This is a genomic window from Magnetococcales bacterium (assembly GCA_015231925.1).
Lineage (GTDB): Bacteria > Pseudomonadota > Magnetococcia > Magnetococcales > JADGAQ01 > JADGAQ01.
On record JADGAQ010000108.1, the window covers coordinates 1 to 14,025 of the forward strand.

Here is a 14,025-nt window from a genome sequence, read left to right on the forward strand (position 1 = left end):
GTCAACGGATAGAACATTTCCTTTTTTTGATACTTAAAAGATAAAATATTGAAAGTCAATATCTTGGCAGCGGGAGTTTTGCAACTCCTCCGAACCACAGGGAAGAGAATCCATGGAGACCTTGGAAACACACGAAAAGATTCACGAAGCGGCCCATCACGACGGTGAAACCCATGGCGGGCGGTTGAACAAACGTATCGCCATCCTGATCAGCGTTCTGGCCTGTCTGCTGGCCCTGATCGAAACCGGGGTCAACAGCACGCAGAACGCCTACATCGCGGCCAATATCGAGGCTTCGAACCTGTGGGCCTTTTTCCAGGCCAAATCGATTCGCCTGACGCAGATGCGCACCACTGCCGACGCAGTGGAGTATCTGCTTCCATCGGGGTTGAATGCCGAACAGACGGCGGATTTCCGCAAGCGACTGGCCAAGATGCGCGCGGATGCGCAACGTTACGACAGCGAACCGGAGACCGGGGAGGGGCGCAAGGAGTTGGCGGAGCGGGCCAAGAGTTCCGAGCAGCGGCGGGATCGGGCTCTGGCGGCCTATCATATGTTCGAATACGGGGCGGCGCTGATCCAGATTGCCATCGTCATGGCTTCGGCGGCGGCGATCACCTCAATGGTGCCGCTGGTGTTTGCCGCCGGGGGCTTGGGCTTGGTGGGTGTCGGTTTCGGCTGTCTGGGCTGGTTTGCCCCGACCTTGCTGCACCTATGAATTTCGTTGGAACATACGGGGGGATTATCCCCCCCGGCGGGTCCAGGGCAGCGCCATGGGACGTTTCCCGGAGCAGGTTCCGGAGGTGTTTGCCGTGGGCTCTCCTGTTCAGTCTGGTCTTTTTCTGTCCGGGTTTCCTTCCGGCGGAAGAGGGCGTTCCCTGCCGCATCGGTTTCGATGTGGGTTCTTCGGGCATTCGTGTGGGTTTTCTGGAGGGTCCGCAAACCGCCAAGGTGTCGATCGACTATCTGACGGATGTCTGGGCCGACGACCGCATCGATGTCACGGTTCCCGCCACGGTGGAGGCCTTTCGGCGTCTGCCGAGGGAGGCGTATCTGCCGACAGGGTGCCAGGCGGTGGCGGGAGGCTTTTCCGCCTGGCGTCTGGCGGCGGGGCAGGGGGACCGTCGTTCGTTGGCTGCCACGATGGCGGGGATTCATCGTCAAAGCGGTGTATTTCTCTTCGTGATTCCCCAGGAGGTGGAGGGGCATTACGGTTTTGTGGCAGCCAGGGAGGCGGCGCGGGGCAAGTTGACCACGCCCTTTATTCTCGATATCGGCGGCGGCAGCCTGCAGATTGCCGGGGAGGCGCGCAGTTGGGGCGTGGCGCTGGGGCAGAAGGCGTGGCACAAGCGGCTTTGCGCCCGCCTCAAGGGTTCGACGGAGGCGAACTGTTCCCTCGATCCGGTGGGAGCGGGGGCCATGGCCAAAAGCCGGGAGATCCTTTCCGCTGAGTTGCAATCGGCGCGGGAGAGTTTGGGGGGTGGGTTTGCGCTGACGGCCATCAGTGCGCCGGTGGTCAAGGGCATGCATCCGGTTTTGTTGTATCTGGCCCGGCAGGGGGTGCTTCGGGGAGGGGTGGATGCGGGTGGTTTCGAGCGGAGGGCGCTGGAAGAGGCCATTCGGCGTTTGGAAGGGGAGGATTCCGCGTCGCTCTTACGCATGTTGGAGGCGTGTCGGGGGGAGGCGGTGGCTCCGGTGTGTTCCACGATGGGGGTTGGCAGCCTGTTGAGCGACATGCTGCTGGTGCAGGCCTTGCTGGAGGCGTTGCGTATCGAGCGGGTGGAGGTTATGGCCATCGAGGTCAACAATGTGGCCGGGCTGCTGCGGGATGGGCGTCTTGCGGCGTGGACAAAACACTATGGGTGTTATCTGCAACGGTTGCAGAGGGATGGGGTGGAGGCTTATGCGAGTGATCCGGGGGGGTGCCGGTAGGGGTTAATATAGTATTAGAAGGTATAGATTTTCAGTTGTTTCTAGTCGTGTAATATCCTTTATGTGACGATTAATAATATCTGCTATCATTTCAGTAGAACAATTACCTCGGCGTATCCAAACGACTTTAACTGGATGTTTTTGTAGTATTTGAGGATCAAAAAAATCCGAATCTTTACTTACTAAGATATAGTTATATTTTTTTGCAAAATCCAACACAATATTATCTGGAGCGGCTTCCATGCCAAATTCACGCACATGAGCCGATTCGGGATAAAGGTCAGCCAAAGAGGATACCAAACGAGGCGATAAATTTTGATCAAAAAGCAGTTTCATGCAGGGATAGCCAGGATGTGTCGCTCCCGGTCGGCGGCAAAGGCCAAGCAAGCCAAAATATCTTCACGGGTAATATCTGGAAAATCTGATAATAGATCATCGAGGGTCATTCCTGATGCCAGATAATCCAAAATGTCATAAACTGTAATACGCATTCCCCGAATGCAGGGCTTTCCTCCGCATTTCCCCGGATCGATGGTGATATGTGACCGGTAGTCAACCATATTTTGACTCCCTGTTTTGATCATGATTTGAAGAAAAGGGAGGCCAGCATGGTCAGGGAGCCGCCGAGGACCAGCAGGAGGCCGTTGAAGGCGGCCTGGCGGGTGCCCTCGAAGTCGTCCGGTGGGGTGGCGAGGATCCAGAAGCCCAGCAACATCAGGAAAGCAGCGGACAGAGCCAGGGGGCGACGCATGGGGGGCGATTTTCCCGTGGTTCAGGGACAGTTGAGACGGCCCACCAGGGTGGCCAGTCCGACGGCGTGAGTGACATCGTCGTAGCCGGTGGTGTTGTTTTCGGAATCCGGGGTTTTCCAGGCGCGGGCCGGGTTGTCGAAGCAGATGTCGGTGGTATTGTTGGTGAAGATGGAGGCATAGTTGTTGCCGTCGAATTTTCGGGCGGCGGAGGTGTCGCTGGTGTTCCGTTCGGCGTCTTCGTTGCCGGAGCTGGCGATCAGGAAGGCGACGTTGGTGTTGTTGTTGGACGTGGCGGTGGTATCGCCGGTTGCGCAAGCATTATCGGTAGCGCGGGCGGTATGCACGCGAGACCGGGTGACCGGTACGGTGGAGAAAGAATTCAAAATATTTTGAAGCTTGGTGCAAAAACTGCTTCGTGTGGGGGGATTGCTGGGGTCGTAGCAGCTTAAATCATAGCCTGACGTAGTGAAAGTTGTCGTATCCGAAAAATCAGTGCAATTCGTTGGCGCGGTTGCATAGGATGCCGGTTTATAAATGCTGTAATACAGCGTGTTGTGCCAGGAGTCATGCCCATTTGCGAGGCCAAGGGTACCGAATGGCAGGAAACCCACATTGCTGGTGCATGTTGTGACAGTGGTAGTGGACAGGGTCGGATTTTCGAGTCCGCTGCCGGAATCGGAAGCCGGGCAGGGCAGTCGGTTATTGGCGACGGCGAAGCCTTCGATGGCGAGTTGGATCTGGTCCATGCGGGACCGGGTGGCGGTGAGTTGGGCGGTCTGCACGGCTCCGGGCAGGACGCTGAAGCCCAGGGAGACGATGATCCCGATGATGACCAGCACGATGGAGAGTTCGACGAGGGTGAACCCGGCGATCCCGACGGCGGGGACGGGGCGAGTGGAACGCTTCATGACCGCAACACCTTCCTGGTATGGGAGAGTCAGCAGGGACTTGCCGGACGGCGAGGAGGCGACCGTCATCCGGGGTCGCGCGAAGTAGAGCGCCAATTTTTTGATCGCACGCGGACCGAATTGCATCCCTGCCAGCCCGGATTTCATCGCGACAGCGCTCCCTCTAGTATCTTCAATAGCGGGAAAGAGAGGCTTGGTCAAGAACTCTTCGTAGTTTACCCCAATGGGATTAGCAATGAATTCTTGCCTAATTACGTTTCTGAAGCAAATGTTGGGCCAGATTGCAGGCGGTCGATGGTCTGGATCAGGTGTTCCATCTCTTCCGGCGTGCCGATGCTGATGCGCAACCGGTTGTCCAGGCGCGGGTCGCTGCCGAAGTGGCGCACCAGGATGCCGGTGTTTTTCAGGGCGAGGAGCCAGTCGCGTCCGGTTGCGGGACCGGAGGGTACGTCGGCGAGGACGAAGTTGGCCTGGCTGTCGGGGACGGTGAAGCCGCGCTGCCGCAAAGCGCTGGTCAGGTGTTTGCGTTCCCGGCGAATGGCCTCGATGGCGGGTTGGAAGGCTTCCAGGTGGTCGAGGGCGGCGACGGCGGCGGCCTGGGCCAGACGGTCGAGATTGTAGGAGTCGCGCACCTTGTGCATGGTTTCGGCCAGGTCGGGGGTCATGAAGGCCAGTCCCAGGCGTAGTCCGGCCAGGGAGAGGGATTTGGAGAAGCTGCGGGTCACGATGAGGTTGGCGTGACGGGGCAGCAGGGCGAGGCCGTTGTCGTCGGCGAAATCGGCGTAGGCCTCGTCCAGCACGACGATTCCCGGAGTGAGGCGGCAGAGTCGGGCCACCTCGTCGAGGGGGAAGGTATGGCCGGTGGGCGCGTTGGGACGGGCCACCAGGCAGACTTTGGCCCGGACGGCGGCCAGGGCTTCGACGGGCAGATGGCCGTTTTCGGCCCAGGGCACGGCCTGGAAGCGGCCTCCCTGAATGGTGGTCAGGGGTTCGTAGAGGGTGTACGAGGGATCCGGAGAGGCGACCGTTTCGCCGCTGTCGACGGCCATGCGCAGCACCAGGGCCAGCAGGTCGTCGGAGCCGTTGCCGCAGACGATGCCGCGGGCGTCGTGGCCGTAGGCCCGGGCGGCGGCCTCCCGCACGGAGCGGGAATCGGGTTCCGGATAGCGGCGCAACGCCTCTCCCACCGCCTGCCGGATGGCCTGCATCACCTCGGGTGGCGGGGGATAGGGATTTTCGTTGGTATTGAGCTTGATGATCGACACGCCGGGCGGGGGCTGTTCGCCGGGGGTGTAGCCGGCCATCTCTTGAACGGCGGGTCGAATCCAGTCTTGCAGGGGCATGGGGCTCATCCAATCGTCTTTACAGGTGGATCGAATGGCCCATTCTGGACGAGGGCAGACAAAAAGGCAATTCGTCCCGGTCCGGGCGCCTGTTGGAAAGGACGGGGAAATGGGCTACAATCCCCCGTGGGATTGATGCGGCTCATTTGGAAAAGAGGCCTTGGGCCATGGAATGCGGTATCGCGATCATCCAGATCAATGCAACAGTGGGTGCGCTGGAACGGAATCTGGAGCGGGTGATTCGCTTTTTGAATCAGGCCCGGCAACAGGGCGCCTCCCTGGCCGTTCTGCCCGAACTGGTGCTGACCGGCTATCCGCCGGAGGATCTGCTGCACAAGCCGGCCTTTCTGCAGCGTCTGGCCCGGGTGGAAGCCGGGCTGGCGGAAGCGGTGGAAGGCCTCGGCATGGAGGTGATCTACGGCAGCGTGCGCCATTCCGCCAGAGGGCTGGTCAACGCGGCGGTGCATCGGCGCGGCGCCACGGAAACCGGTTATTTTGCCAAACACTGCCTGCCCAACTACGGTGTTTTCGACGAACAGCGCTATTTCGTTCCCGGCGAAGAGGCGGTCTGCTTCACCTGTTGCGGCCTGCGTGTCGGGGTGAGCGTCTGCGAGGATCTCTGGGCCGACAACTCCCCGATTCCGCAGTTGGTGCGAAACGGCGCGGAGTTGCTGATCAACATCAATGCCTCACCCTACCATGTCGGCAAGGCGCGGGAACGGGAAGAGGTGGCGCGGGGCCATGTGCTGCGCCACGGGCTGCCCCTGCTCTACGGCAATCTGGTGGGCGGGCAGGACGAACTGGTCTTCGACGGGGGCTCCTTCGCCCTCGACGCCACGGGCGGCGTCGCCGGACGATGCGGCGCGTGCGTGGAGCAGATCCTGTTGCTGCGCGCCGTTCGGGATGCGGAGGGTCGCGTCCGGCTGGGGCATGGCCCTGTCGCCGCGATCCCCGACGTGGAGCGGGAGATCTATCGGGTGCTGTGTCTGGGATTGGCCGATTATGTGGCCAAGAACGGTTTCGAGGGGGTCGTGCTGGGCCTTTCCGGCGGCATCGATTCGGCCCTGACCGCCGTGATCTGCGCCGATGCGCTGGGGGCGGAGCGGGTGGAGACGGTGATGATGCCGTCGCCCTACACCTCACGAGAGAGTCTGGAGGATGCGGCGGATCTGGCCGCGCGGCTGGGGGTGCGGCTGATCTCCCTGGACATCGAACCGATGTTTGCCGCCTTCCGGAAACAGTTGGCCACCGAATTCGCCGGACTGGCGGAAGACGTGACGGAAGAGAACCTGCAACCGCGCATTCGCGCCACGCTGCTGATGGCCCTGTGCAACAAGAAGGGCCGCCTGCTGGTGACGACCGGCAACAAGAGCGAGATGAGCGTGGGTTACGCCACCCTTTACGGGGATATGGCCGGAGGCTTTTCCGTGTTGAAGGATCTGCTGAAGGAGTGGGTGTTTCGCCTGTCGAGGGCGCGCAACCGCTGGGCGGAAGAGGCGGGGGAGGCGCCCCCGATTCCGGAACGGGTGCTGGAGAAGCCGCCGACGGCGGAGTTGCGGCCCAACCAGAAGGACAGCGACTCCCTGCCGCCCTATCCGGTTCTGGATCCGATACTGGAGATGTACGTGGAACGGGAGTGCGGTATCGAAGAGATGGTGGCGCGGGGTTTCGACCGCGAAACGGTGTTGCGGGTGGTGCGGCTGGTGGATCGCAACGAGTACAAACGGCGGCAGGCCCCTCCGGGAGTCAAGGTGACGCAACGGGGCTTCGGCAAGGATCGCCGCTATCCCATCACCAACGGGTTTACGTTTTCCTGATGCGGACCCGAAGCGGGTTCTCTGCGGGGGAAGGATGAGTGGTCGATGAGGAGTGAGTCAGAGGTCAAGGAGAGCGCCGAGAGCAGCGCCCTGAAGGTGGGGGAGTTGTTGCGGCAGGTGCGGCAGAACAAGGGATTGAGTCTGGAAGAGGTTTCCCGGCAAACCCGCCTGCGTCTGATCCACGTGCGGGCTCTGGAGGAGGGGGAGCTGGGGCAGTTGCCGGGGCAGACCTTCGTGGTGGGTTTTTTGCGCATCTACGCGCGGCACCTGGGTTTGCAGGAAGAAGAGGTGGTGCAACGCTTCATGGCGGAGATGAAGGGCCGCAACGGCAAGTTGTCCACGCCCTTTTTCCCCCCTCCGCCTTCGACCTCCCGCAGTCGTCCCAGCCGCTGGATGGTGGTCATGGGACTGCTTCTGCTGCTGGCCGCGGGGGTGGCGGTGGAACGCTGGTATTGGGATCGGGAAGGGAGCGAATCGCCGCCGCGCTCCGTTCCGGAGGCATCCGGTCCGGTGAACCGTTCGGAAAAGAGCGTGGCCCCGGTCACGGGAGGGGGTGAGGTGGAGGGCAGCAAGCGGGTCACGGAGACCATGACCGTGCCGTTGACGCGCGAGGTCGTTTCGCTGCCGGAAGAGAACCGGCCCGCTTCCCAGGAGTTGCGGGAAAAGGCGGTGCGCGGTGAAACCGCCTCGGGAGAGGAGAGCGGCAAGGTGTGGAACTTCGGCGGGGATCCGCCGGAGCCTCCTGCAGGGGTGGACGAGGAGGAGGGGGCCGGAGGCGAATCCGGGAAACTGGTGCTTCTGGCCACCCAGAAGGTCTGGCTGCAGGTCAAGGACGGACGGGGTCATGTGGTGCGGGATGCCACCATGCGTCCGGGAGAACGCTACGAGGTTCCGGAGGGTTCGGGATATACCCTGAGTCTGGGCAATGCCGGCGGTCTGCAGTTCCGGGTCGGGGAGGGGGAAGCCGTGTTGCTGGGGCGCACCGGCGAGGTGGTGCGCGGCATGCCGCTGACGGTGCAGGCGCTGCGTGAACGCGCCGCGCGGCATTGAGCGGGAGTGGCCACGATGCATGAAGCGCAACCCTGGATCACAGCGCGACGCGCCAGCCGGTCCATTCGGGTGGGCACGGTCGAGGTGGGTGGCGAGGCGGCCATTTCGGTGCAGTCCATGACCAACACCGACACCCGGGACGTGGCGGCAACCTCGGCCCAGGTGCAGGCCCTGGCGGAAGCGGGCGCCGATATCGTGCGCATCTCCTGTCCGGATCGGGAGGCCGCGCTGGCCATGGGCCCCATACGGGCCGCCTCGCCGGTGCCCCTGATCGCCGACATCCATTTCGACCACCGCCTGGCCCTGCTGGCGCTGGAACAGGGCATCGACGGACTGCGCATCAATCCGGGCAACATCGGCTCCACGCAACGGGTGGCCGAGGTGGTGCGGGCGGCTCGGGAACGCATGGTGCCCATTCGCATCGGGGTCAACGCCGGATCGCTGGAGAAGGAGCTGCTGACCCGCTACGGCGAACCGTGTCCCGCCGCCATGGTGGAATCGGCCCTGCGCCACATCCGTATTCTGGAAGATCTCGACTACCGGGAGATCAAAATCAGCCTGAAGGCCAGCTCCGTCGGCATGACGGTGGCGGCCTATCGGGCTCTGGCCGCACAGGTGGACTATGCGCTGCACCTGGGCATCACCGAAGCGGGCGGGTTGCTGCCGGGCGCGGTGAAGTCGGCGGTGGGGCTGGGGCTGTTGCTCGCGGAAGGCATCGGCGATACCCTTCGGGTCTCCCTCTCCGCCGATCCGGTGGAAGAGGTGAAGGTCGGCTTCGAAATTCTCAAATCCCTGGGCTTGCGCCATCGCGGGGTCAACATCATCTCCTGCCCCACCTGCTCGCGACAGGAGTTTCAGGTGATCCGGGTGGTGGCGGAACTGGAAAAACGTCTGGCCCACATCCGGGAGCCGGTGAGCCTGTCGGTGATCGGCTGCGTGGTCAACGGTCCCGGCGAGGCGCGGGAGTCGGCGGTCGGCGTGGTGGGGGGGGACGGCGGCAACCTGCTCTATCTGCGGGGCGAGCCGGTGGGCAAGGTGGCGGAAGAGGCACTGATCGAGCGATTGGTGGCGGAAGTGGAACGGGCGGCGGCATTGGAAAGGAATCGCGTATCATGATGCAGGGCGTGCGAGGCATTCGGGACATCCTGCCGGCGGAAGTGCCCCACTGGCGGCTTTTGGAGGAGACGGCGCGGCGGATTTTCGCTCTGTACGCCTGCGAGGAGATCCGGGTGCCGATTCTGGAGGCGACGGCCCTCTTCACCCGTGCGGTGGGCGAAGCCACCGATATCGTGGAAAAAGAGATGTACACCTTTCCGGATCGCGGCGGTGAGAGCCTCTCCCTGCGCCCGGAAGGCACGGCGGTGGTGGTGCGCAGCGTGGTGGAACACGGTCTGGTGCGCATGCCGCCCTGTCGGGTTTGGTATTCCGGGGCCATGTTCCGCCGGGAGCGGCCCCAGAAGGGGCGCTATCGCCAGTTTCATCAGATCGGCTGCGAGTTTTTCGGTCCCGAGAGCTATCAGGCCGACGTGGAGGTCATGGATCTGATCCTGCGGCTGTTCGACGAACTGGGGCTTGGGCAGTCGGTGCGGCTGGAGATCAACTCTCTGGGTTGCGGCGAATGCCGTCCGCCGTTCCGGGAGTCCCTGAGCGCCTTTCTGGAGGGGCATCGGGAGGCCTTGTGCGAGGATTGCCGGCGGCGTCTGGAACGCAACCCCCTGCGGGTTCTGGATTGCAAGGTGGACGGCTGCCGCCGCGTGGCTTTGGAGGCGCCGAAGATGATCGAACACCTCTGCCCGGCCTGCGAAAGCCATTTCCAGGGGGTGGAGCGGCTGCTGGGCGCCATGGGGCGTTCCTTCCGGCGCAATGCGTTGATGGTGCGCGGTTTGGACTATTACACCCGCACCACCTTCGAGGTGACCACGGAGCTGCTGGGTTCCCAGAACGCCGTGGCGGCGGGGGGGCGTTACGACGGTCTGGTGGGCGCCTTGGGCGGACCGGCCACGCCGGCGGTGGGTTTCGCCCTGGGAATGGAACGGGTGATCCTGCTGCTGGAAGGGCGGCAGGTTCCGGCGGTGACGCCCCAGGTCCACCTGATCACTCTGGGGGCTGCGGCGGAAGAGGCGGGCATGGCCCTGGCCGGTGAACTGCGCCAGGCCGGTCTGCGGGTGGACGGGGGACTCATGGCGGGCTCCCTGAAGAGCCAGATGAAGCGGGCGGGACGGGGTGGCGCCCCCTGGACGGTGATCATCGGCGAGGACGAGGTGGTTTCGGGGCGGGTGGTGCTGCGTCGCATGGACGAAGGGACGCAGGAGACGCTCGGTACGACGGATGCGGTTTCCCGGTTGCGGCAGTGGGCCGGGACGGCGATTTGACGGAAAGGGAGTACGGTCATGGCCCAGACGGACGATTTCATCGAGCAGGTCAACGAAGAGCTGGAAAAGGACGAGTTTCGCAAATACTGGCAGGAGAATCGCGGTCGCATCCTGCTGATGGTCGGGCTGTTCTTCGGGTCGCTCTTCGCCTATGTCGGCTGGCAGGATTATCGGCACGGTCAGGATGAGTCCGATTCCCGGCAGTTCGCCATCGGGCAGGCGCGACTGGCGGCCAAGGATGCTCCCGGCGCGGCGGCGGCTTTGGACAAGCTGCTGAAAGAGGGCGCCGGTCCCGGCTACACCCCGTTGGGAGGACTGTTGCGCGCCCAGGCTCTGGTCAAGGCCGGCAAAGCCGACGAAGCACACGGTCAATTGGTGCAGTCGATTGCCGCCGTTTCGGATCCGGTCCTGAAGGATTTACTCCGCATGCAGGATGCCAATTTGCGGGTGGATCAGGCCACGGATCGCGCCGCCGTCAAGGCATTGCTCGCGGATATCGGTGCGGAGTCCCCGTTCCGGCCCCACGCTTTGGAGCTGGAAGGGGTTTGGCTGCTGCAACACGGAGAGGAGGCGGAGGCCTTGAAGCTGTTCAAGGAGGCCTTACTGGCCAATCCCTCGGGATCGTTGCGGGATCGCCTGTCGCGACAGGTGCGGCGCATGGGAGGCTGACGCATGAATCGAACCGGGTTGTTGCGGGTTGTTCTGGGGGTATCGCTGGCGGCGCTGCTGGGTGGCTGCGGCGTCAGCAAGTGGGTCGGCGTGGGGGGCGAGCCGGTGGTGGCCGGGGACCACTTCACCGCGCCGAATCCGGGGCGCGGGGTGGGACTGCGCAAGGTTTGGAAGGAGTCGCTCTCCGCCGCCGCGAAGGGGGTGTTGCCCCATCCGGGACGGATTGTGGTCACGGGGGATCGGGTTTATGTGGCCACGGCGGAAGAGGGGGGACTCTTCTCTTCCGCCACGCGCGGCATGGTGAACTGTCTGGAAGTGGGCAGCGGACGGGTGATCTGGCGGGCCGATCTGCCGGGAGCCGCCAGCGGCGGTGTCGCGGTGGACGAAAACCTGGTTTATGTCGGCACCCTGGATGGCGATGTGGTGGCGTTGCGTCGGGACAAAGGCGAACTGGCCTGGAAGACCCGGGTTTCCACCAAGGTGACCTCGGCTCCTGCGGTGGCGAGGGATCGGTTGCTGGTCACCACCCTGGACAGCCGCACCTATGCCTTGAACACCGCCGATGGCAGTCGGGTCTGGATTCACGCCTCCACACCGGAATCCCTGGTGCTGATGGGTGGAGCCACACCCACGGTGGTGGGGGATACGGCCTTCGTGGGTTATCCTTCGGGTGAGGTCTTCGCCTTGGGAACGGCGGATGGCAAGGTGCGCTGGACGGCCAATCTGACCGCCATCGGCGGACGCAGCGAGGTTGATCTGTTGCAGGATGTGGATGCGTCCATCGTGCTCTCCTCCCGCAAGATCTTCGCCGTCAACCATCAGGGTCATGTGGCGGCCCTCTTTCCGCCCACCGGGGCGCGGGTTTGGGAACGGCGCGCTTCGGCAATTCGCAGCCCGCTGCTGCTGGGGCGGCGTCTGATCGTGGCGGATGTCGAGGGCAATGTGCTGGCCCTCGATGCGGAGGATGGGGGCTTGATCTGGCAGAACCGGGTGTCGGACGGTCTGTTGACGGCGCCGGTGTTGTTGGGCGAGCAGGTGTTGATCGGTGACAATCGGGGTCGTTTGATGACGCTGGATCCCGCTTCGGGGCGGGTGACGGGGCTGGATCAGGTGGATGAGGAGTTGCTGGCCGATCCGGTGGTGACGGAGCGGGGTCTTTTGTTGTGGACCAATCGGGGCAATCTGATCCGGTACGAATCCGGTTCTTGATAATACGGGGGTCCGGGGGGGGATTATCCCCCCCGGCGGGGTTCGGGGCAGCGCCCCGAGGTTCTGACGTTGACGTTGACGTAGCGGGTCGAAGCCAACAGAAGAAACGCCCAACCAGGCATTTTCGCCGAACGCTGTTGTTACTTCGACCCGCCGGAGGGGGCCAGGGGAGGGCTTCATCCTCCCCATCCTTGAACGCGCCGGCAAGATAGAGTCGGGTCAAAAGACTTAAAGAAGGAGTAACTATTCAGACCCCTGCCCAGCGCGGCATGATCGTGCCAACGGCGAAAGGAAAAGTCCCAGGGGTGCCCCCTGGACCCCATGGGGTTGAACGTCAACAGCAAAAGGAAAAGTCCCAGGGCTCTGCCCTGGACACGTCGGGGGGATAATCCCCCCCGAACCCCCGTATATCTGAACAGATACAAGAAGGACTCTCGAATTTAAACCCGAACAAGGCGGAATGGGCGCCTCCCAAAAGGATGGGGAGGATGCGGCCCTCCCCTGGCCCCCTTCGGGCGGGTCGAAGATGTGACAGGGTTTGGAAGCGGTGCGAAGTTGGCCATTTCTTCTTTGGGCTTCGACCCGCCAGAGGCCAGGTCAACACCTCGGGGCGCTGCCCCGAACCCCGCCGGGGGGGATAATCCCCCCCCGGCCCCCCGTATTTCGTTTTTCATGAAGGATGGTGCGGTCATGATGCCGCTTGTCGCCTTGGTGGGACGCCCCAACGTGGGCAAATCCACACTGTTCAACCGTCTGACCCGCAGCCGCCAGGCCCTGGTGGACGACACCCCCGGCCTGACCCGGGATCGGCAATACGGCAAAGGCGTCTGGGAAGAGATGCCCTTCCGGATCGTGGACACCGGCGGTTTCGCCGAACCCGGCGAAGAGATGGCCGATCGCATCCGGGAACAGGCCCTGGTAGCCATGGAAGAGGCGGACGGGGTGATTCTGGTCACCGATGGCCGCTCCGGTCTGCTGCCGGACGATCAGGAGATCGCCGAGCGGCTGCGCCGTTCCGGCAAGGCCTTCGTTTGCGCGGTCAACAAATGCGAAAGCCGGGAAGCGGACGCCTCCTCGGGCGAATTCTTCCGCATGGGTGTGGGCGACGTGATGCCGATTTCGGCTCTGCATGGCCTGGGCGTCGACGATTTGATGGAACGGTTGTTCGCCAAACTGCATCATCCGGAGCCGGAGACGGCGGAAACGGGCCATCCGGCGGATACCGCCCTGCGGGTGGCCCTGGTGGGCTGTCCCAACGTGGGCAAGAGTTCCCTGGTCAACCGCTTGCTGGGAGAAGGGCGGCAGGTGGTTTCGGACATTCCCGGCACCACCCGCGACAGCGTCGATATTCCCTTCCAGGATCGGGAAGGGCGCTGGCAGGTGTTGGTGGATACCGCCGGCTTGCGACGCAAGAACCGCATCTCCCTGCGAGTGGAAAAATACGCCGTGATGGCGGCCATGCGGGCCATGGAACGGGCCAATGTGGCCATTCTGGTCTTCGACGCGCAACGGGGCATGACGGATCAGGATCGCCGCATCGCCAGTCTTGCCTGGGAGGCGGGCTGCGGACTGGTTTTCGCCATCAACAAGTGGGATCTGTTGCCAGGTGCGGAGCGTCCCACCCTGGCCCAGGCGCAAAAAGCCCTGAAGGAGGCCTTGCCGGAGATGGGTCATGGTCCCATCGTGCCGGTTTCGGCCATGAACGGTTTCGGCGTGGAGAAACTGTTGCCTGCGGCGCGTCAGGTCTGGACGGGCATGCAGCGCCGTCTTTCGACCGGTGAGTTGAACCGGTGGTTGCGGGAGACGGTGGACAAACACGGCCCGCCCCGCACCGGTCCCGGCCAGTCGGTGAAATTGCGCTACATCACCCAGGTGGAGGTCTCCCCGCCGCTGCTGGTGGTCTTCGGCAACCATCCGGAAGGGCTTGCGGACGGCTATCGTCGCTATCTGGACAACCAGTTGCGGGAGCGTTT

Annotated in this window: 14 protein-coding genes; 9 read left to right on the plus strand and 5 right to left on the minus strand. The window is 63.3% G+C overall.

Going from position 1 to position 14,025, the window contains the following annotated elements:
• Positions 1-112 precede the first annotated feature (112 nt).
• Together HQL56_12295 and HQL56_12300 are read left to right on the plus strand one after the other, a co-directional pair.
• On the plus strand, positions 113-718 hold the full coding sequence (locus tag HQL56_12295) for a DUF4337 domain-containing protein (protein ID MBF0310297.1): 606 nt from the start codon (positions 113-115) through the stop codon (positions 716-718).
• Positions 719-807: 89 nt separating this feature from the next.
• Positions 808-1,932, plus strand: coding sequence for a hypothetical protein (locus HQL56_12300; protein MBF0310298.1), 1,125 nt, complete (start codon positions 808-810; stop codon positions 1,930-1,932).
• A 3-nt stretch (positions 1,933-1,935) separates the two neighbouring features.
• On the opposite strand, the gene HQL56_12305 is transcribed toward HQL56_12300, so the two are convergent.
• The 5 genes from HQL56_12305 to hisC form a co-directional block, all read right to left on the minus strand.
• Positions 1,936-2,268: a DUF5615 family PIN-like protein gene (locus tag HQL56_12305; GenBank protein MBF0310299.1), complete on the minus strand. Its 333-nt coding sequence runs from the start codon at positions 2,266-2,268 to the stop codon at positions 1,936-1,938.
• Entirely contained in the window at positions 2,265-2,492 is a 228-nt protein-coding gene (locus HQL56_12310) for a DUF433 domain-containing protein (GenBank protein MBF0310300.1), read from the minus strand. The genes HQL56_12305 and HQL56_12310 overlap by 4 nt, the downstream gene beginning before the upstream one ends.
• Before the next feature lie 20 nt (positions 2,493-2,512).
• A complete protein-coding gene (locus HQL56_12315) occupies positions 2,513-2,683 on the minus strand; it encodes a hypothetical protein (protein ID MBF0310301.1) in 171 nt (56 codons plus the stop codon).
• A 21-nt stretch (positions 2,684-2,704) separates the two neighbouring features.
• Complete coding sequence (locus tag HQL56_12320) at positions 2,705-3,739, minus strand: prepilin-type N-terminal cleavage/methylation domain-containing protein (GenBank protein MBF0310302.1); 1,035 nt, start codon at positions 3,737-3,739, stop codon at positions 2,705-2,707.
• A 104-nt stretch (positions 3,740-3,843) separates the two neighbouring features.
• Positions 3,844-4,944 carry a histidinol-phosphate transaminase gene (gene hisC, locus HQL56_12325; GenBank protein ID MBF0310303.1) on the minus strand — a complete coding sequence of 367 codons (1,101 nt, stop codon included), beginning with the start codon at positions 4,942-4,944 and terminating at the stop codon, positions 3,844-3,846.
• A 158-nt stretch (positions 4,945-5,102) separates the two neighbouring features.
• On the opposite strand from hisC, the gene HQL56_12330 reads away from it, so the two are divergent.
• From HQL56_12330 to der, 7 genes are all read left to right on the plus strand, one after another.
• Positions 5,103-6,752 carry an NAD+ synthase gene (locus HQL56_12330; protein MBF0310304.1) on the plus strand — a complete coding sequence of 550 codons (1,650 nt, stop codon included), beginning with the start codon at positions 5,103-5,105 and terminating at the stop codon, positions 6,750-6,752.
• Positions 6,753-6,797: 45 nt separating this feature from the next.
• The gene (locus HQL56_12335; protein MBF0310305.1) at positions 6,798-7,802 is read left to right on the plus strand and encodes a helix-turn-helix domain-containing protein; all 1,005 of its coding nucleotides are present in this window, start codon (positions 6,798-6,800) and stop codon (positions 7,800-7,802) included.
• 15 nt (positions 7,803-7,817) lie between these two features.
• Positions 7,818-8,918, plus strand: coding sequence for a flavodoxin-dependent (E)-4-hydroxy-3-methylbut-2-enyl-diphosphate synthase (ispG, locus tag HQL56_12340; protein MBF0310306.1), 1,101 nt, complete (start codon positions 7,818-7,820; stop codon positions 8,916-8,918).
• A complete protein-coding gene (locus HQL56_12345; GenBank protein ID MBF0310307.1) occupies positions 8,915-10,174 on the plus strand; it encodes a histidine--tRNA ligase in 1,260 nt (419 codons plus the stop codon). Before ispG ends, HQL56_12345 begins: the two co-directional genes overlap by 4 nt.
• An 18-nt stretch (positions 10,175-10,192) precedes the next feature.
• Positions 10,193-10,843 (plus strand): tetratricopeptide repeat protein, encoded by a 651-nt coding sequence (locus tag HQL56_12350; GenBank protein ID MBF0310308.1) that lies wholly within the window; start codon positions 10,193-10,195, stop codon positions 10,841-10,843.
• Positions 10,844-10,846: 3 nt separating this feature from the next.
• Entirely contained in the window at positions 10,847-12,052 is a 1,206-nt protein-coding gene (locus tag HQL56_12355; GenBank protein ID MBF0310309.1) for a PQQ-binding-like beta-propeller repeat protein, read from the plus strand.
• Between the two features lie 690 nt (positions 12,053-12,742).
• Positions 12,743-14,025 (plus strand): ribosome biogenesis GTPase Der (gene der, locus HQL56_12360; GenBank protein ID MBF0310310.1); only part of this gene is annotated, 1,283 nt, incomplete at its 3' end.